Here is an 18,136-nt window from a genome sequence, read left to right on the forward strand (position 1 = left end):
GGGAAAGAAATGAGCGGGAGCAAAAAGGCGCTGCTGGTCACAACCGTAAGCGGTTTTGTGCCGCAGTTTGAGATGAACAACGTGCGCCTCCTGCAGGAGAGAGGCTATGAAGTGCACTATGCCTCCAATTTTGACATGCCCTCCTACGGGGACAATAACGACAGGTTAAAGGGCACCGGCATACGCTGTCACCAGATTGCGTTTGCCAGAGAGCCCTGGAATTTACAGAATATGAGCGCCGTGCGGGAACTCGCGGCGCTCATTCGCCGTGAAGGGGTTTCGCTCCTCCACTGTCACACCCCGATGGGGGCCGCCTGCGCGCGGGTCGCGGCGGCGCGCACAGGACTTCGGAATGTGATTTATACGGCGCACGGCTTTCACTTTTTCGACGGCGCGTCGAAGAAAAACTGGCTCATCTACTATCCGGTCGAAAAATTTTTGTCGCGCTACACGGACAGTCTGCTCTTGATTAACCGCGAGGACTATGCGCGCGCGAGGAAAAAGTTCTCCGCGCGGCACACCGATCTCCTACCGGGAGTCGGCATCGACATCGAAGCGGTACAGCGCGGCAGTGCGGAGGGCGCGGGGCTCCGGGAGGAACTCGGCATCCTGCAGACGCAGCGGGTGCTGCTAACCGCCGGGGAGATGATACCGCGAAAAAACCAAGCGCTGCTTCTCGAAGTGTTGCGGCGCCTCAATAATCCGGCGCTCACGCTGATTATTCTCGGACACGGGAAACTGCAGGATGAGTTAAAGGCAAAAGCGCGGGCGCTCGGCGTGGAAGCGCAGGTGATATTCCCGGGCTACCGGACGGATGTGTTCCGTTTTTACGGCATCGCGGACCTGTTTTTATTTCCCTCGTTGCAGGAGGGATTGCCGGTCGCGGTCATGGAGGCAATGGCAGCCGGACTGCCGGTCGTCGCCTCCGGGGTGCGCGGCAACCGGGATTTAATTCTGCCCGGAAAGGGCGGGGAACTCTTATCGCCGCACTGTGCGACAGACTGGGAAAAAGTTGTAAGTATTTTGCTAGGGGATTGTAAAAAACGGGAGGCCTACGGGCTGTATAATAGACAGCGAATCGGCGCGTTTTCCCGTGAGGCAAACGAAACCAAAATGAGGGAAATATATGCGCGCTACGATGAAGCGTAGAGCTCTGGTTTTTCTGAAAAATGAGGAGGACGGCTCCTCGTATTATCGCCTGTACCAATATTTGCGGGGGAAACCCTGCCGCAGGGTCAATATGACGCCGACCTGGGTTTATCGCCTCTTTTACGGCAGGCGTTACGGCAAGATTATGAAGCTCGCGCTAAAGTTCCTCATGGGGGGCGTTACCTTCGGCACGACGCTCGGCGCAATGGCACTCGATGCTCTTGTCTGGAAGTCGGAAGTCGTGATTGTAAACCGGCGTTTTTTCCCGCGCGCCTGTCCGCCTGTTCTCGCGGGACTCTTAAAACGCTATCTCCGCGGAAAAAAGGTTTACTGGGACTTTGACGACAACATTGTGCTGGACGGCGAGCTTTCGAAGAGAGAAAAGGCCGTGCTCGAAGCAGAGGCGGCTGTAATCACGGTGACAAGCGAATACCTGCGGGATAGCCTCGGCGAAGCGGCGAGAGCCAAGGTAAGCTTGCTCCCGACCACGGATCTCGCCTTTTGGGGCGAGGAGACAGAAGAGCTCCTTGCTGGCAAGGGGAGAGACAGCGCTGTGATGAAACTTCTCTGGCTCGGCACCCGTGATAACCTAAAGTATCTCGAAGCGCTGCTGCCTGCGCTCGATCAGGCCGCCGAAACGCTTGCGCGGGATACGGGCAGGCGCTTGGAACTATCGGTAGTCTCAAATGCGCCGCTCAGCGGAGCGGTGAAGCGCCTTACGCTGCGAAATATACGCTGGAGCCGCACCTACGGTATCGAAGCCCTCCGGGAAGCGGAGATAGGCCTCATGCCGCTTCGGGAGAGCGCCTATACACTCGGCAAGGGCGGCTTTAAGGCCATTCAATATATGTCGGCCGGAGTTGTTCCGATTCTCTCTTCGGTGGGCTATAATAAGACCGTGATAGAAGACGGTGTGAGCGGCTACTTTGCCGCGGAGAGCGGTGACTTTGCGGCGCGGGTCAGCGAACTCGCCGCAAATCCAACGAAGCTCCGCTGTATGGCGCGCGCGGCGAGAGAGCGCTTTGCGACCCGCTTTTCCCCGGAAGAAATACAGGCATTCTGGAATCAGGCAATTGGAGAGAGTGAATGAACAGACTTCGCGTTTTTTTTGAAAAAGATAAAAAGATGATAGGGAAGCTCGTAAAGAACGACTTTAAGGCGCGCTACAGCGGCTCCTATCTCGGCGTCATCTGGGGCGTTGTGCAACCGCTCATCACGGTACTGATTTACTGGTTTGTCTTTACCGTCGGCTTACGGAACGGCGAGCGCCCGGACGGAAGCCCCTATATCATCTGGATGATGTCCGGCATTGTCGCCTGGTTCTTCTTCTCGGATGCGCTCGGCGCGGGCACGAATGCCTTCCTCGAGTACTCCTATCTCGTGAAGAAACTGAACTTTAACGTGGGCCTCATTCCGCTCGTGAAAGTCGGCACTTCGCTGATTATCCATGCGATTTTTCTCGGGATTGTGACCATTATTCTGAACTTCTCCGGCTACACGGCGGACTGGTACTATCTGCAGCTCATGTACTATGTCGCCTGCAACTTTATGCTGGTCTTTGCCGTGGTGCTCTTTACCTCCTCGGTCACGGTCTACATGCGGGACGTGAGCCAGCTGGTGGGCATCTTTATCCAGATCGGGTTCTGGGCCATCCCGATTGTCTGGGGACCGGAGGTGCTGAGCGGCAGGCTGCGCTTTATTTTCCAGCTGAATCCGGTCTACTACCTGGTCGAGGGCTACCGCGACTCGCTCTACGCGCATGTGCCGGTCTGGGATAAGCCCCTCTATACGCTCTACTTCTGGGTAGTTACGGGGGCGCTCTTTGCGCTCGGAATGTATACCTTCCGGAAACTGAAACCGTATTTTGCAGACGTGCTCTGAGGATAAGCGATGAATCAAAACGAAAATGCCATTGAAGTGAGGGGCGTGAGCAAGTTCTATAACCTCTACGAGAGACCGCAGGATCGGGTCAAGGAACTGTTCTCGCTCACCAAAAAGAAATACCACACGCTCTACAAGGCTCTGGATCAGGTCTCCTTTACGGTGAAGAAGGGCGAGACCCTCGGCATCATCGGCCGGAACGGCGCGGGCAAGTCGACGCTCTTAAAGCTGATTACCGGCGTCATCACGCCGAGCGAGGGCACCATTGAGACACACGGCGAAATCTCCGCCCTGCTCGAGCTCGGCACCGGTTTTAACCCGGAGTACACGGGCTATGAAAACATCTTCCTGAACGGCTCCATGCGCGGTTTTTCCGACGAGGAGATGCAGGAGAAGGTCAAGGAAATCGTGGACTTCGCGGACATCGGCGAGTACATGGGGCAGCCGGTCAAGACCTACTCAAGCGGAATGTTTGCCCGCCTCGCCTTCGCGGTCATGATCAGCTTTAAACCGGAAATTCTGATTGTCGACGAGGCGCTCTCGGTCGGCGACATCTTCTTCCAGCAGAAGTGCAATACCTTCATGAAGGAGGAGATGAAAGGCGTCACCAAGCTTCTCGTGACCCACGACATGAACAGCATCGCGAATATGGCGGACCGCGTGATTTTAATCGACCGCGGAAAAATAATCCGCGAGGGCAAGCCGCTCGAAGTCATTGAGGACTACTTAAAGCTGCTTCACACGAGTGTGTTCCAGAGCGAGGAAGCGGCCGCAAAGGACGAGGACGCGCGCCTTGCGACAGCGGAGCGGAGCGAAGTGGCAGAGCGGAAAGCCGTTGCCGCCGAGGCTGCCGAGCGGGAAAAAGAAAAGGCAGAAATCGGCTGGGTCGACTCGCCGAAGGAGAGCATAGGCGGCGCGCAGGATATTTTAATCGATCGCTGCCGCATGCTGATAAACGGCGAGGCGGTCGATGTCGTAAAGCCCGGCGATGCGGTGCGCATCGAGCTTTTACTGCACTCGAAAAAAGATGCAGACAATATCATAATCGGCTATACTTTTAAGGATAAGTACGGAAACAGTATTTTTGCGCAGAGCACCCTCGGCGAGGGCATTATGATTGAGGGTGTGAAGCAGGGAGAGGTGAGAAAAGCCTCCCTTTCCTTCCACTGGCCGGAGGTCAAGGAGGGCGATTACTTTCTGACCCTCGGACTCGGCGAAGGCTATGACCAGATGGTGCACACCGTGCAGTGCTGGGTGCACAGCGTCCTGCATGTGCAGGCAATCGCGTTAAAGCCCATGCACGGCGTCATCAACCATGTGATTGAAGAATTCAAAATCGAGAGGATAGAGCATGAATCATGACGAACCCTGGGTCGTCTCCGACCCGAGCTATGACGCAGATCAATTAAACCCGAAGCTCAAATTTGCCTACTGGGAAGGGCACCGGGATTTTGCCTACGACTTACTGCACTTTGTGCGCCCGGCGCGCCTCGTGGAGCTCGGCAGTCAGTACGGCTGCTCGCTCTTTACCTTCTGTCAGGCCGTGCGGGATTTTAAGCTGAACACCGAGATCAATGCGGTCGATATGTGGAGCGGCGACATCGGCGCGGAAATTACCGGCGAGGAAGTCTACGCGCTCGTACAGAAGACCGCCGCGACCTACTACCCGGAAGTGAAGCTGCATCTCTTCCAGATGCGCTTTGACCAGGCACTGTCGGACTTTGCGGACGAGTCGATTGACATCCTCCACATCGACGGCGGACACACCTTCGAGGATGTGGAGCGCGACTTCACGACTTGGCTCCCCAAGTTAAAGGAGAACGGCATTGTCCTCTTCCACGATGTGTACAGCCCGATCGATCAGGGCTCCTGCGACCACTGGGAGAAGACCAAGAAGGAATACGACTGCTACTTTGACTTTACGCATAGCTGCGGCCTCGGTGTGCTGTTCCCGAAGGGACGCTACTGGTACGATAAGCTCGAGGCAGCGGGCTTTTTCAAGTACTATAAGGACCTCTACTTCTATCGCTCCAAGTATAAGTACACGCAGGCGCGTTTTGACGAGTTGAAGGGTCTTTATGAGGAGCGCTACCAAGCAATCGAGCAGCAGTCGAAGATGATAGACGAGCGGGATGCGCGGATTGCGGCAGATGAGAAACTGGTCGCCGAGAAGGATGCGGCGATTGCGAATCAGGCCAAGATGATAGACGAGCGAGACGCGCGGATTGCGGCGGATGAGAAGCTGGTCGCCGAGAAGGATGCGGCGATTGAGCAGCAGTCGAAGATGATAGATGAGCGGGATGCGCGGATTGCGGCGGATGAGAAGCTGGTCGCCGAGAAGGACGTGGCGATTGCGAATCAGGCTAAGATGATCGATGAGCGGGACGCACGGATTGCGGCGGATGAGAAGCTGGTTGCCGAGAAGGATGCGGCGATTGCAAGTCAAGCCAAGATGATCAATGAGCGGGATGCGCGGATTGCGGCGGATGAAAAACTGGTCGCGGAAAAAGATGCGGCCATCGAAGCGCAGGCAAAGTTAATCGACGAGCGCGACCGCAGTTTGAACGAGGCGCATAAGATTGCGGAGGAGAGACTCGGCATTGTGCAGCAGCAGGGCAATATCATTCTCACCTTGCAGCAGCAGAACGCGGAGTATGAGGCAATTATCAAGCGGCACTGGATGTCGCGTCTTGAGTTTCGAAAGAAGTACGGGGAGGAAAAATGAGAGCTGCGTGGGTACTGCCGTCGCTGATCGAGGGCTCCGGAGGGCACAGAACCATACTCCAGAACGTGCAATACTTGATTCGCAAGGGTTATGAATGCGATGTCTATGTGGAAGATAAGGGAGAAGTCAAGAATTCCGAGGAACTCCGCCGCCAGGCAGAGACTCTCTTCGGCAAGCACGACTGCCGCTTTATTCTGGGCTATGACATTCAGGGAGAGTACGACATCATCTTCGCGACCGCCTGGTTTACGGCCAAGGTGGTGCGGGACTGCAACAGTAAGGCTGTAAAAGCCTACTTCATTCAGGACTTTGAGGCGCTCTTTAACCCGATGGGTGACGGTTACATACTCGCCTGCAATTCCTACGGTTACGGCTTAAAGCCGGTCACCATAGGCCGTTGGCTTTCGCACAAGATGCAGACGGAGTACCGCACGCCTTCCCGCTATTTCGATTTCTGCGCCGACCGGCGCATCTACCGCCCGCTGCCGAAGGCAAAGAAGGAACACGCGATCTGCTTTGTCTACCAGCCCGATAAGCCGCGCCGCTGCAGCGTGCTCGGTATCGAGGCGCTCGGCATTGTGAAGTTCCTGCGTCCGGATGTGAAAATCTATCTCTACGGCTCGAACATCAAGGGGAATGTCTGGTTTGAACACGAAAACCTCGGCATCATCCCGCTTGAGAAGTGCAATGCCCTTTACAACCAGTGCGAGGTGGGACTCTGCATCAGCTCTTCGAACCCCTCGCGCATTCCGTTTGAGATGATGGCGGCCGGTCTGCCGGTTGTGGATCTCTACATGGAAAATAACTTTTACGATATGCCGAACGAGGGCGTGCGCCTCGCGCACACCACGCCGGAGTCGATCGCGCAGGCGTTAATCGAGATTCTGGACCACCCGGAGAAAGCGGCCGAGATGTCCGAGGCGGGCAAGCGCTACATGGCGGATAAGGATCTGGAGCACGGCTTCGAGCAGTTCTACGCGGCGGTCAGCGATATGGCAGCGCGCCGGGAACCGGCAGAGCCCGCAGTCTACGACAGGAGCTATACGCGTCCGGCTGTCTCGGCGGATGTGGTCATGGACGAAAAACTCGCGGAGCAGAGCTATGCGCCGCCGGTCATCGTGGACAATTCGCTCTTCGGGCGCCTCAAGCGAATCGGCTTTATCCGGAAGAGCAAGCTGCTCCGCAAGCTCTGGTATAAGCTCCGCGGACTGTAAGACCAAAGAAAGGAGATGTGCGCGCGTGCCGTCTTATCAACTCTTATCACTGGATATCTGGGACACCATACTGCGACGCGACTGCCACCCGGATGCAATCAAAGTAGAAACCGCTGCCGTGCTGCTCGAACGTCACGGCGGAGAACTGCAGGAAGCCTACCGAAATCCGCGGGCGCTGTTTCGCTTGCGGCAGGACATAGAACGGCAGCTCGGCGCCGCGAAAAAGGCGCAGGGCTTTGACGACGAATATGCGATACAGGATGTGTTCCGGGAGCTGCTTGCGCGCGCATACCGGGAGCCGCTTCCGGAAGCGGCGGCAGAAGAGCTCGCGGCTCGCCTCGTGCAGGAAGAACTCGCGGCCGAGAAGCGCCATGTCTACCTGGATCCGGACATTACGGCAAAGATTGACAGCATTCCGCACGAGAGGCTGGTCTGCATCTCGGATTTTTACGCGGATGAGGCATTCCTCCGCGAGGTACTCACGGCGGCGGGCTTTTCAAAGCCCTTGGAGCGCGTGCTGGTCTCCTGCGACTTCGGCGTTAACAAGCGCTCGGGGCGTCTTTTTGAAGAGGCAGAGAAGCTGCTTAACGTCACACCGGCAGAGCACATGCATCTCGGGGACAATGCCTACAGCGATGTGGAAGTCCCGAAGCGGCTCGGTATTGCGGCCGAGCGCTATCTGCCCGCGGAGGAGCATAAAAAAAGAGAGGAGCGGGAGCAGAACTTTGTCGGCGACAGTAAAAAGCCGTTACAGTACCCGGGCGCGCCGCTCACCGGCACCGACGATGTGAGCCTCTTCTTCTACGGCTTTGTGCAGAACCTTGCGGAAGAGGCAATGGCGCGGGGCATCAAGAAAATCTACTTCTTTACGCGCGAGGGTGAATTCTACAAGGAGATTTACGACGCGATGGCCGCGGTCTCGAAGCGCGCCTACCCGAAGTCCTATCTCCTCGAGGTGAGCCGCCTTGCGACCTTTATGCCCTCGCTCCGCGAAATCAGCACGAAGGAGCTCATGCGCCTCTGGAATCAGTACTCGATTCAGTCGATGCAGGCGCTCTTCACCTCGCTCGGCGTGGAACTCGAAGCCGTGCGCGGTTATCTCGTGCGGCACGAACTTCCGCCGGAAGAAGTAATCACCTATCCCTGGCAGGACAAGCGCGTGCAGGCGCTCTTTGCCGACGAAGAGTTTCTCGACTGCATGGAAGCGGAGCGGGACGAAAAGCGCGCCCTCCTGCTTTCCTACTGTGCGGAGCGGGCGCTGAGCGGTGCGGAAGAGGAAATTGCGATTGTGGATATCGGCTGGAGAGGCACCATTCAGGATAACCTCTGTCACCTGTTCCCGAAGACCAAGATGCTCGGCTTCTACATCGGCCTGATTCCCTTCCTGAACGAGCAGCCGGCGAATGCGGAGAAGCGCGGCTACATTGACGCGTTCCGCTCGGCGCGGGCCCTCATGACAGTCTCCACACCGTTTGAGATGATATGCAACTCGCCGAACGGCAGTACCGTCGGCTATCGCCGGGAGGACGGCAAGACTTTTGCAATCCGGAACTGCGAGCAGGAGGAGGATGCGATTTTCTTCTCCTACACGAAAGAATTGCAGAAGCACATCATTGAGACTTGTGCGGCGCTGTGCATTTACTGCGAGAACCAGCTTGTGACCGAGTTTGAGCTCCGTCCGCTCGCCTGGGAGTCTTTAAAGCGCTTCATCTACGAGCCGAAGCGGGAGGCTGTAAAAGCCTACTTTGCGCTTCGCCACAACGAAGAGTTCGGTGTGGGAAGTTATGTGGACCGGCGGACGCGTTTCCGCCCGCTCTTAATGGCACTCGCGCTGGTCAGTAAAAAGAAGCGGAAAGAGTTCAAGGACTTTCTCCGCGACACGACCTGGCCGCAGGGCTATCTCACCAAGTACCGGCTGTATCCGCTGATCGGCATGTACAACCGCATTCTGGAACAATATTACTGAGGGAGAGCAATGAAGAAAAAAATAGCAATGGCGTTCTTGCTGGTGATGCTCGCGGCGACGCCGGTCTACGCAGCGGAAGTACAGGATTTCGGCACGGCGGGCAATGTCAGCGTGCAGCAGCAGCCGAACGACAACGGCGGGAGCGATGACTGGATTGTCGTGAATCCGGGCGAGAGCGGAAGAGGTATCAAGATTGTCGATGAGAACGGCAAGGCCGTGGTCTCCGTGGACCGCTACGGCGGTGTCTATGTGGACGGCAAGCTCTATGTAAACGGCAAAGAGTACAAGGAAGATGACAGCATGAAGGCGGCATTTACGCCGATCAATGGGTTCTTATATGTTGCGGTGATATTTTCTCTTTTGCTGAATCTGATTCGGTTCTCAAAGAAAGGATGACAGAGTTTTTGTCTTTCGGTGGGGAATGATGGTATGGAAGAAGCTTTCAAAGACAGAACTTGTCCGCTTAGCGGTTCTGTTGGTCTATTTGCCGTTCTCGCTCTATTTTGATTGGCAGCATTTTAATTTTTCGGAGAAAAGTTCGTACCTGTTATATACCATTTCCAAACTGGTACAACTTTTTTTGCTGTACCTATTTCTGGGACAGGTATTGAATGCTTTGCGGAAGAAATGGATAGAAGGAAAGTTCCGTTTAGCGCTTTTGATTTTCGCGGTACTTTTTGTTGGATTGCTTCTGCTTTGGCCCGGTAACTGGGTTGAGGTAGATGAATACAAAATTTACCAGTATGCATTGATGCTAAAAGTGCATCCCACGCGGGGACTTTTGATTGCGGTTCTGTATGTTGTCGGATTGATGTTCTTCTTTCATCCGGTCATGATTACAGGACTGCAACTTGTACTGGGAGCATGGATTTATGCGGATTTAATTCAGCAGTGCAGAGCTGTAACCGGAAAAAAGGCGCGTCCTATTTTGCTACTGCTTTTCAGCCCGGCGGCCTTGTACTACTTGTATCAGCCGATGCGCACCTTTTTATTCGGAATACTGCTCGTCATGTTTTTACAGCGCTATCTGATGCTTTGGAACCGGCAGGGAGACGATAACTTTCAGAGAGATGTTTTGCAGCTCAGTCTTTTGGTGGCGGGTATCATTTGTATTCGGACAGAAATTAAGTTCCTGCTGATTTTTTACCCCATTATGCTGGCCGTTTTATTCGTCAGAAAGAGACTCGCTTTTATCAGACAGATTGTGACAGCTGTTTTGGTGATGGGCTTGGCATTGGTTGGCTACACGGTTTGTGAGAGAAGTTGTGCCGGAGGAGATTCGCCGGTTGCACTGAATTATGTCATGCCGATTTATACGATTCTGCAGGATCCGAAGTTTGACCGGGAAGCACATCGCGAAGAATTAGAGTCGATTGATCGCGTATATGCGCTTGATGAGATTATGTCGAAGACAAACCGGGCCTATACACTGGCGGAACCGCGCAGCGGATATACAAAGCAGGAGATGGATCGGTTCTTGCAAAGTAGTACAAAGTTGATACTGGCTTATCCCATAGATTTTCTGCGCTGCCGCTGGAATGAGTTTGTGATTTCGGTCGGATTTGACGAGGAAGCAGGATACATTCAGACAACAGAGAATGCAATGGGCGAGCATGTGAAAGACTGGGACGTGGGAGATCTGACACAGAGAGTCAAGCCGCTGAACCCGATCCTTCGGAATAAAGTCTCCCGGTTTTTGGGCGGGCAATTCACAGTGCTTGGCATTAACATGAATTTTGTGTTTTGGGCTTTCTGGATTCCCATTGTAATCACTGCGGAGTTATTCTTAGTGTCACTTTGGGAGAAACGATTGGATTTTGTTCTTGTACTTTCTGTTTTACTCATTGAATTGGCAGGAGTTGTACTGACAGCACCGGTGAAGTATGCGATGTACTATTTTGCTAATTATTTGGGAGGGTGGTACTTCTTGTATCTGTATTGTGTTCTTGCAAGAACGAATCAAGTTGTATGTGCCGGAAATGGACAGAGAGACTAACCCGGAATTATCATAAGATAATCTGAGCTTGAATTTAGGGTTGGATTGATATACAGATTTGCTCAAGAAGAATATCACGCATATAAAACTTCAGTCAGAATGAGGACAGTAGAATCTCAATGTTTTGAGTCTGAAATAGGGGATATGTAGAAGATGAAAGAAAGAATTGCGGGCTTGGATGGAGTACGCGGAATTGCAGCACTGTTTATTCTATTGTATCATTGGTTTTTTATTGGTGCATTACAGGGATTTTATTCTAAGACTATTTATTTGCCGCTTGGATTTTGGGGCGAATATGGTGTTGATGTGTTCTTTATTCTGAGTGGATTCGCAATCCTCTATTCGACCGGAAAGGGAATAACTGCCGGTCTTTTCCTCAAAAAAAGATTGCTTCGGGTTTACCCAACTTTTTTCGTAGCAGCAACATTTGTGTTGATTATGCGTATTGCAATAGGAATTGAACCTAGGGGACAGCTGATTGCTTATATTACATCCTTTACCATGATGACGGATGTTGTGGGAAGAGAGCCTCTTTCATCCATCTATTGGACGCTAATGGTGGAGTGCAAATTCTACCTTTTGGTTGCGGCAATGATAAAATTGCATATTTGGAAAGAACATAAGTATGGCGTAATGTATGCGTGGGTTATTTTGTCATTTTTTGTCACCCAACCTATTCTGAGTAGCCTTCTCGTTCTGAAATATTCGAGTCATTTTGTGATGGGTATTCTGATGTATTTGACCTATTACAAAGAAAGAGATGCTAGGATGATTCCGCTTTCCATTCTATCAGCAATTGGTATTTACCGTAATATGACCGGATTCCAGGCGTGGATTGTAGGCAGCTTTTCAGAGGCGAATTATTCTCAAATGACAATATTGTTTGCATTGCTGTTGATTCTGGCAACCATCTTTTCCGCACCGTATTATAAGGGGTGGAGTGAGCGTACACAGCACATTTTTGCATGGCTTGGACGCTTATCGTTTGCGTTTTATTTGATTCATGCTGATTTTGGAAGTGCACTTTACAGACAGCTAATGATAGCTTTCCATTGGAATGAGACCTTTATTTGGATTGTTATGGGGCTGGATTTTGCTTTTGTTACATTACTGGCTATTTTGGCAGATTATCTTGGACAGCTGCTAACATCAGTTATAAAAAAAACAAAAGGGCACCGATAAGACACAGGGGACGAATATTGTGATATCAGCATCATTAAGATGATTTCTCAGAGGCGGAGCACACTGAGATCCAAATTGTATGCTTTTAAGGAGAGTGGGAATGATGAAGAGTTTAGTCAAGAACTTTAAGATTCCGATTATTATTGCATGCTTGCAATGGGGGATTTTACTTGCAATCAATGCAGACTCTGCCTTTTTTATTTATATCAGAAATGCGCAAGGAAATGTGGAGGCTTCTTCAGTTTTATTGCGTTGGGTTACACAGTTGTTGGCATTCGTCTTACTCTGTGTCATTTGGAGTTCTGTTTGGTTTTTGACTGCTAAGCTGAGAGCCGGAGATAGAGCTTATAAAAGATGGTTTCGGTTTTTTGGCATCTATTTTGGAATACAGATGCTGTTAATGTTGATTTTATGGCCGGGAACTTGGGCTTGGGACGACATCATGACATTGGAATTTTCTGTGAGATGCTATGGAATTTTTGCGTGGCAGCATGTATTTACCAGTATATTCCAAATGGTAGCATTACATATATTCCCTTTTCCGGCTGGAATTATTATTATTCAGCAATTATTGATTGCGGTATGTGTGGCAACGAGTTTGTTTTGGATGGAGCAAAGCTTAGGCCTAAAAAGGTTGAAAAATGGTGCTCTTGACATTGCAATTAAATTATTTCCATTTCTTATGCCGCCGGTACTGATGTATCAGTTTTCGGGATACCGAAACGGCCCACTGGTATATTTGGAACTGTTACTTGTGGTACTTCTCTTGAAGGAGATTAAAGAAAGAAAGCAGAGATGCATATCTATCTGGTATTATGTATTTTTGGTGAGCCTGCTTGCGGTTGTTGCAGAGTGGAGAAGTGAGAATATAATATACATCGCCATTGGAGTGTGTGTATTTGCGCTGAGGAATTATAAGAAGACATACTATAAGATAAGCATCGTTGTACTAGCCTTAGCTTTATTTATGGCTGCACATCAAGTGCAAAAGTATATAATGGGTGAAGATGACATGTATGCAATTGCCTCGACAATGAGACCGGCGGTTGAGTTATTGAGGAGAGCCGACTCTCAAAAGGATGAGCAGGAGATTGCAGACATGTCCGAAGTGGTTGACAAGAATTATGTTGACAATCATCCGGGAATGCATGGAGAGCTTGTATTCGGAGAGGCCGGAATAAGAGACAAACACATTTCTCATCAAGCGTATCAGAAATACATGAAGGGACTTACGAATCTGGTTATCAAGTATCCCGGCGTTTTTTTGCACGAGCGAGTTTCGCTATTTTTGGCTGCAATGGGAATTAAGGGCGACGGGTTGCAAATGACTAATGTCCAGCATACGGTACATTTGATGGATACGAGTTATGCCAATACACATTTAGACTTTATGAGAAATTCAGGATGGTTGATGGTGAAGCCGTTTGCACCTGAGTTGCGAAAGAGTCTTATTTTGGCTTTGGGACAGCAGACTTATGACGGGAAAGAAAGTCCCTTGTTTTATGTCTTCTGGAATGGATTAATTCCGATTGGATTTCTTATAGTAGCGCTATTCTATGGACTCAGAAAGAAAAATCGTTTATTGTTCGGCCTAGTTGCTGTGCTGTTGATAAAGATGTTTGCTGTCATTCTGGCAGAGCCATCGTCATGGATTATGTATTATCTTTCTCAATACATGGCAGGATATGTACTTCTCTCTTATTGGATGATTATGATTCTGAGCCGGACAAGGATACAGAAAGGAGCTTAATATCATGAGCAGAATTTTACTGTTTATCCCGATGTACAACTGCGAGAAGCAGATTGTCCGTGTTCTGGGGCAGTTGAAGCCGGAAGTGTGCCGGGAATTAACAGAGGTCATTGTCGTAAACAATCGAAGCACGGACAACAGCGAGGCTGCGGCCATGCGTTATCTGGAAGAGCATCCGCTGCCCATTCCGGTGACGCTGCTCAGAAACGACGATAACTACGGTTTGGGAGGCTCTCACAAGGTTGCATTCGAATACGCCATGAAGCACAACTTTGACTATGTGATAGTATTGCATGGTGACGATCAGGGAGATATCGCGAATATCCTGCCGCATTTGCAAAGCGGAGCGTATCGGAAGTACGATTGCTTCCTCGGCGCGCGCTTTATGCGCGGTTCTAAGCTGCAGGGCTACTCTGCCTTCCGAACCTTCGGCAACCGTGTTTATAATCTCTTGTTCTCAATCGGCACCGGGAGACGCATTTACGACCTTGGTTCCGGACTCAACATGTACAAGGTTTCGAGCCTCAAAAGTCGTTTCTATGAGAAGTACAAGGATAACCTTATGTTCAATTACTGCATGATTCTCGGTTCTTCCTATTACCGTCAGAACATGCGCTTCTTCCCGATACTCTGGAGAGAGGACGATCAGGTCTCGAATGTCAAGATGGTCAATCAGGCCATTGTCGTACTGAAGCTTTTGGGAAGCTATATCGTGAATCGCAAGGGTTTTATCGCTGCGGAGCACAGAGACAAGCTAATTCCTGCGTATACTGCGAAGCCGGTTTATACGAATCGGAAGGGCAAAGAGAACGACGACCATGAAGCAGAAAACATATAAACTTGTCAATATCCTGGTGTTGCTGCTCACCGTGCTGCTCCTCAGCAGAGCCTTGCTGCACCAGGATTTTTCCTTTGTTCTTCACAATCCGTTGGTTTGCCTCATCATGATTGTGACTGTAATTCTGGTACATGGCATTAAGGCCTTTCGTCTCTATCTGGAGTTATTGGATCGGAAACTGCCCTTTGGGCTTTTTCTGAGGCAATACTGTAAAATTACGCCGGTCAGCATGATACTGCCGTTAAAAGCCGGAGATCTGTTTCGCTGTTACTGCTACGGCTACTATATCGGCGACTGGATGTACGGGATTGCGGTGATTCTTCTTGACCGTTTTGTGGATACGGCGGCATTGATGACGGTGCTTATTTTATTTGTGTTGCCGCTTGGCAATGCGATGCCTGCGATTTCGTTTGTCTTGCTTGCGGTGTTGTTTGCGCTGAGCTTTATCTATTTTGCGCTTCCGGGCCTCTGCCAGTACTGGAATCGCTATCTGATTGCGGGGAGAGGCAGCACACGGAAACTGTTCGCATTGACCGTTTTAGCGCGTCTGGAGGCAGCATACCGGGATATTCACCGCGTGGTGCAGGGAAAGTTTTTGCTGAGCTATATGTTGTCGGTGGCTGCCTGGCTCATTGAAATCGGTGGTCTGGCGCTCACGGTATCTTTGCTGCGCGCGGATTTGGGAGCTGCAATGTCAGCATATCTGCTTGGCGCAATGTGGGGCGGAAAAATCGCCTATCTGAGCGGAATCATTCTGTTCGGCACAGTGTTGCTATTGCTTTTATATCTCGTCACCCTGTTGTTTGTGGGAAGAAAGGAACGGGAACATGAAGCTTATCGTAATCTTTGACGATACGGTTCGGAAGAGTGAAGTCATAGAGGATGTGATCGGTGAAAAGGGCTTTTCGGAAGTGGTTGTCAAGCGGCAGCGCCTCGGAGAGCGCTTTCAGCAACAGCTCCGGGTCTATTTTCCGGAGATGGAGTGGCAGGTGGTGCGCTCTGTCTTTGCGTTTAATGCTTTATTAGAGCAGTTCGAAGACCGGACGGCGGAGCCGGTTCACATTCTGCATATGTTTGCGAACTATATTATCAGTGATGCGGAGTGGGCAAAACTCTCGTTTCAGAAACTGCCCTACATTGCAGAGAATTACCGGATGACCGTGCGGGACGAGACCGCGGGATTGATGTTTGCGGATACAAAGTCGTATCGGACATTTCTGGAGCGCGTCTGCAAGGAGGGGAATTCGGCGACGGCGGCGCGAACGGTTTCCGCTTCGTTCCCGGCGGACGGTCTTGTCAATATCGGCGATGTCTTTAACTTCATCCGTTGTATTACGGGAAATTTTGACGCGCGTTATTTTAATTCGCTCGAAGAAAAGGAATATACGCTGACCAAGCGCTCTACCAATAAGAAAAAAATTAAGGCAGAGTACACGTTCTATCATCTCTTGCCGGATGACATGAAGCGGTGGTTTGTTCTGCCGTTTAACTATCGGGAAGATGAAAAGAGCGCCTCCTATACGATGGAGCGTCTCTATATGACAGACCTCGCGATTAAGTGGGTGCACGGCTCAATCGGTGAGGAGGAATTCCGGCGTCTGCTTGACATGTACTTTAACTTTTTCAAAGAGCGGCATGCGAAAGCGGTCAGCAAAGAAGAGTATCAGCAAACGGCAGATTCTCTTTACATCGAAAAGGTGGAGAGCCGGATTGAAGATTTGAAGAAGCTTGAGAGCTACGGACACATTGCGGCGCTCTTACAGGCCGGTACCGGTGAGACCATTGACGATATCAAGGCGCGCTACTTTGCACTGAAACAGCAGGTGGAGTCGCGTGTTCGGGTAGAGCCGGTCAGCGTAATAGGTCACGGCGATCCCTGCTTTGCGAATGCGATGTACAACAAGGCGACGAGAATGCTCAAGTTTATCGATCCGAAGGGCGCTCTCACGGAAGAGGAACTCTGGACCAATCCGTATTACGATCTCGCAAAGCTCAGCCACTCAATTTGCGGCAATTACGACTTTTTCAATAATGCGCTCTATGAGATTTCGATTAACCGTGAGTTTCAGGCAGAGTTGAAGCTCGGCTTTGACAATGCACAGTATAAGAAGTGGTTCCGAGAAAAAGCGGAAGCATCCGGATATGATTATCTGTTGATTCGTCTCTATGAGGCGTCGCTGTTTCTCTCAATGTTGCCGTTACACATCGACAATCCGCACAAGGTATTCGGCTTTATCCTGAATGCGAGAAACATTTTGGAGGAGATTCGGAATGAACTACAGTGAGTATTCGTTCGTCTTTGACATTGACGGTACGATATGCCCGATTAAGAAGAAAGAAGAGAAGTACGAAGACCTGGTTCCGTATGCGTCGGTGGTCGAAAAGATACGCTTTTACCACGAGGCCGGTGCCAAAATTGTGCTCTTTACTTCTCGCAATATGAATTCCTATGGTGGAAATCTGGGCCTGATTAACAAGAATACCGCGCGGATTCTGACGGAATGGCTGGATAAGTGGAACATCCCCTACGATGAGATTTTCTACGGTAAGCCCTGGCCGGGACATAAGGGCTTTTATGTGGATGACCGTTCGGTGAGGCCGGACGAGTTTCTCACCTATACCCCGGAAGAACTCGCCGAGCGCTGTGAGGCGTCCCGCGCAAAGGAGGATTGAGCATGAAGAATCTGGATATTGTGATCACAATGGGCGGACTCGGATCCCGCTTTCGGAAGGCCGGGTATACGGTTCCGAAGTTCATGATTGAGACGCGCGGAAAGACTTTATTCGAGTGGTCTATTCTGAGTTTAAAAGGTTTTGCGGACTGCGCGGCGCGCTATATTTTCATTGCGATGCGCGACGAGAGTGCGGATGTCGAGACTTTTATCGCGGAGCAGTGCAAAGCACTCGGTATTGCGGATTATAAACTTCTGCTGCTTGATTATCTGACGGACGGACAGGCTACCACGGCGGAACTGGCTTCGAAGTACTGGAACCCGGAGCATGGTCTGTTGATCTACAATATCGATACCTATGTAGTACCGGGCGCGATGAATGCGGCGGAATTAAAGGGTGACGGTTTTATTCCCTGCTTTCTCGGTGAGGGTGATCACTGGAGTTTTGTGCGTCTCGACGAAAGCAGTAAAGCAGTGGAAGTCCGGGAAAAGACCAGAATTTCCGAGAACTGTACGCTCGGCGCGTATTATTTCAAGAGCTGCGCTCTTTATGAGAGACTGTATCATGAGTTCTACGCGAACGAGGCCAACCTCGAAAAGGGTGAAAAGTACATTGCGCCGATGTATAACTATCTGATTCAGAAGGGCGGAGAAGTTTATATCTCGGTGGTGCCGACAGAGGCTGTGCATGTGCTCGGCACGCCGGAAGAAGTGCAGGCCTTTGAGCAGGCAAAGTTGAATTAACCGCGACAGTGAGAGTGCA

The 18,136-nt window shown here is 51.1% G+C and carries 16 protein-coding genes; all 16 read left to right on the top strand.

Annotated features, from left to right (window positions below; genetic code table 11):
* Positions 1-9 precede the first annotated feature (9 nt).
* The 16 genes from HMPREF9623_RS06435 to HMPREF9623_RS06510 all read left to right on the top strand — a co-directional run bounded on the left by HMPREF9623_RS06435 (position 10) and on the right by HMPREF9623_RS06510 (position 18,117).
* Positions 10-1,149 (top strand): glycosyltransferase family 4 protein, encoded by a 1,140-nt coding sequence (locus tag HMPREF9623_RS06435; protein WP_009533086.1) that lies wholly within the window; start codon positions 10-12, stop codon positions 1,147-1,149.
* Positions 1,127-2,239 (top strand): glycosyltransferase, encoded by a 1,113-nt coding sequence (locus HMPREF9623_RS06440; protein ID WP_009533087.1) that lies wholly within the window; start codon positions 1,127-1,129, stop codon positions 2,237-2,239. Before HMPREF9623_RS06435 ends, HMPREF9623_RS06440 begins: the two co-directional genes overlap by 23 nt.
* A complete protein-coding gene (locus HMPREF9623_RS06445) occupies positions 2,236-3,030 on the top strand; it encodes an ABC transporter permease (protein WP_009533088.1) in 795 nt (264 codons plus the stop codon). The genes HMPREF9623_RS06440 and HMPREF9623_RS06445 overlap by 4 nt, the downstream gene beginning before the upstream one ends.
* A gap of 9 nt (positions 3,031-3,039) precedes the next feature.
* Entirely contained in the window at positions 3,040-4,392 is a 1,353-nt protein-coding gene (locus HMPREF9623_RS06450) for an ABC transporter ATP-binding protein (protein WP_009533089.1), read from the top strand.
* The gene (locus tag HMPREF9623_RS10910) at positions 4,382-5,755 is read left to right on the top strand and encodes a class I SAM-dependent methyltransferase (RefSeq protein ID WP_009533090.1); all 1,374 of its coding nucleotides are present in this window, start codon (positions 4,382-4,384) and stop codon (positions 5,753-5,755) included. The genes HMPREF9623_RS06450 and HMPREF9623_RS10910 overlap by 11 nt, the downstream gene beginning before the upstream one ends.
* Positions 5,752-6,969, top strand: a complete 1,218-nt coding sequence (locus HMPREF9623_RS06460; RefSeq protein ID WP_009533091.1) for a rhamnosyltransferase WsaF family glycosyltransferase — start codon at positions 5,752-5,754, stop codon at positions 6,967-6,969. The genes HMPREF9623_RS10910 and HMPREF9623_RS06460 overlap by 4 nt, the downstream gene beginning before the upstream one ends.
* Before the next feature lie 25 nt (positions 6,970-6,994).
* Positions 6,995-8,935 (top strand): HAD family hydrolase, encoded by a 1,941-nt coding sequence (locus HMPREF9623_RS06465; protein WP_009533092.1) that lies wholly within the window; start codon positions 6,995-6,997, stop codon positions 8,933-8,935.
* Positions 8,936-8,944: 9 nt separating this feature from the next.
* Positions 8,945-9,331, top strand: coding sequence for a hypothetical protein (locus tag HMPREF9623_RS06470; RefSeq protein ID WP_009533093.1), 387 nt, complete (start codon positions 8,945-8,947; stop codon positions 9,329-9,331).
* Positions 9,332-9,356: 25 nt separating this feature from the next.
* A complete protein-coding gene (locus HMPREF9623_RS06475; protein ID WP_040799855.1) occupies positions 9,357-10,931 on the top strand; it encodes a hypothetical protein in 1,575 nt (524 codons plus the stop codon).
* Positions 10,932-11,084: 153 nt separating this feature from the next.
* Complete coding sequence (locus HMPREF9623_RS06480) at positions 11,085-12,113, top strand: acyltransferase family protein (RefSeq protein ID WP_009533095.1); 1,029 nt, start codon at positions 11,085-11,087, stop codon at positions 12,111-12,113.
* A gap of 100 nt (positions 12,114-12,213) precedes the next feature.
* Positions 12,214-13,863 carry a hypothetical protein gene (locus tag HMPREF9623_RS06485; RefSeq protein WP_040799858.1) on the top strand — a complete coding sequence of 550 codons (1,650 nt, stop codon included), beginning with the start codon at positions 12,214-12,216 and terminating at the stop codon, positions 13,861-13,863.
* Positions 13,864-13,867: 4 nt separating this feature from the next.
* Positions 13,868-14,701 carry a glycosyltransferase family 2 protein gene (locus HMPREF9623_RS06490; RefSeq protein WP_009533097.1) on the top strand — a complete coding sequence of 278 codons (834 nt, stop codon included), beginning with the start codon at positions 13,868-13,870 and terminating at the stop codon, positions 14,699-14,701.
* A complete protein-coding gene (locus HMPREF9623_RS06495; protein ID WP_009533098.1) occupies positions 14,682-15,551 on the top strand; it encodes a lysylphosphatidylglycerol synthase domain-containing protein in 870 nt (289 codons plus the stop codon). Before HMPREF9623_RS06490 ends, HMPREF9623_RS06495 begins: the two co-directional genes overlap by 20 nt.
* Positions 15,529-16,986, top strand: coding sequence for an aminoglycoside phosphotransferase family protein (locus tag HMPREF9623_RS06500; RefSeq protein ID WP_009533099.1), 1,458 nt, complete (start codon positions 15,529-15,531; stop codon positions 16,984-16,986). The genes HMPREF9623_RS06495 and HMPREF9623_RS06500 overlap by 23 nt, the downstream gene beginning before the upstream one ends.
* Complete coding sequence (locus HMPREF9623_RS06505; protein WP_009533100.1) at positions 16,973-17,374, top strand: HAD family hydrolase; 402 nt, start codon at positions 16,973-16,975, stop codon at positions 17,372-17,374. Before HMPREF9623_RS06500 ends, HMPREF9623_RS06505 begins: the two co-directional genes overlap by 14 nt.
* 2 nt (positions 17,375-17,376) lie before the next feature.
* On the top strand, positions 17,377-18,117 hold the full coding sequence (locus HMPREF9623_RS06510; protein ID WP_009533101.1) for a glycosyltransferase family 2 protein: 741 nt from the start codon (positions 17,377-17,379) through the stop codon (positions 18,115-18,117).
* Positions 18,118-18,136 lie beyond the last annotated feature (19 nt).

Source organism: Stomatobaculum longum (genome assembly GCA_000242235.1).
Lineage (GTDB): Bacteria > Bacillota > Clostridia > Lachnospirales > Lachnospiraceae > Moryella > Moryella longum.

Coding starts and splice junctions, on each gene's coding strand:
- HMPREF9623_RS06435 (WP_009533086.1), top strand. CDS start 10: ATGAGCGGGAGCAAAAAGGCGCTGCTGGTCACAACCGTAAGCGGTTTT.
- HMPREF9623_RS06440 (WP_009533087.1), top strand. CDS start 1,127: ATGCGCGCTACGATGAAGCGTAGAGCTCTGGTTTTTCTGAAAAATGAG.
- HMPREF9623_RS06445 (WP_009533088.1), top strand. CDS start 2,236: ATGAACAGACTTCGCGTTTTTTTTGAAAAAGATAAAAAGATGATAGGG.
- HMPREF9623_RS06450 (WP_009533089.1), top strand. CDS start 3,040: ATGAATCAAAACGAAAATGCCATTGAAGTGAGGGGCGTGAGCAAGTTC.
- HMPREF9623_RS10910 (WP_009533090.1), top strand. CDS start 4,382: ATGAATCATGACGAACCCTGGGTCGTCTCCGACCCGAGCTATGACGCA.
- HMPREF9623_RS06460 (WP_009533091.1), top strand. CDS start 5,752: ATGAGAGCTGCGTGGGTACTGCCGTCGCTGATCGAGGGCTCCGGAGGG.
- HMPREF9623_RS06470 (WP_009533093.1), top strand. CDS start 8,945: ATGAAGAAAAAAATAGCAATGGCGTTCTTGCTGGTGATGCTCGCGGCG.
- HMPREF9623_RS06475 (WP_040799855.1), top strand. CDS start 9,357: ATGATGGTATGGAAGAAGCTTTCAAAGACAGAACTTGTCCGCTTAGCG.
- HMPREF9623_RS06480 (WP_009533095.1), top strand. CDS start 11,085: ATGAAAGAAAGAATTGCGGGCTTGGATGGAGTACGCGGAATTGCAGCA.
- HMPREF9623_RS06485 (WP_040799858.1), top strand. CDS start 12,214: ATGATGAAGAGTTTAGTCAAGAACTTTAAGATTCCGATTATTATTGCA.
- HMPREF9623_RS06490 (WP_009533097.1), top strand. CDS start 13,868: ATGAGCAGAATTTTACTGTTTATCCCGATGTACAACTGCGAGAAGCAG.
- HMPREF9623_RS06495 (WP_009533098.1), top strand. CDS start 14,682: ATGAAGCAGAAAACATATAAACTTGTCAATATCCTGGTGTTGCTGCTC.
- HMPREF9623_RS06500 (WP_009533099.1), top strand. CDS start 15,529: ATGAAGCTTATCGTAATCTTTGACGATACGGTTCGGAAGAGTGAAGTC.
- HMPREF9623_RS06505 (WP_009533100.1), top strand. CDS start 16,973: ATGAACTACAGTGAGTATTCGTTCGTCTTTGACATTGACGGTACGATA.
- HMPREF9623_RS06510 (WP_009533101.1), top strand. CDS start 17,377: ATGAAGAATCTGGATATTGTGATCACAATGGGCGGACTCGGATCCCGC.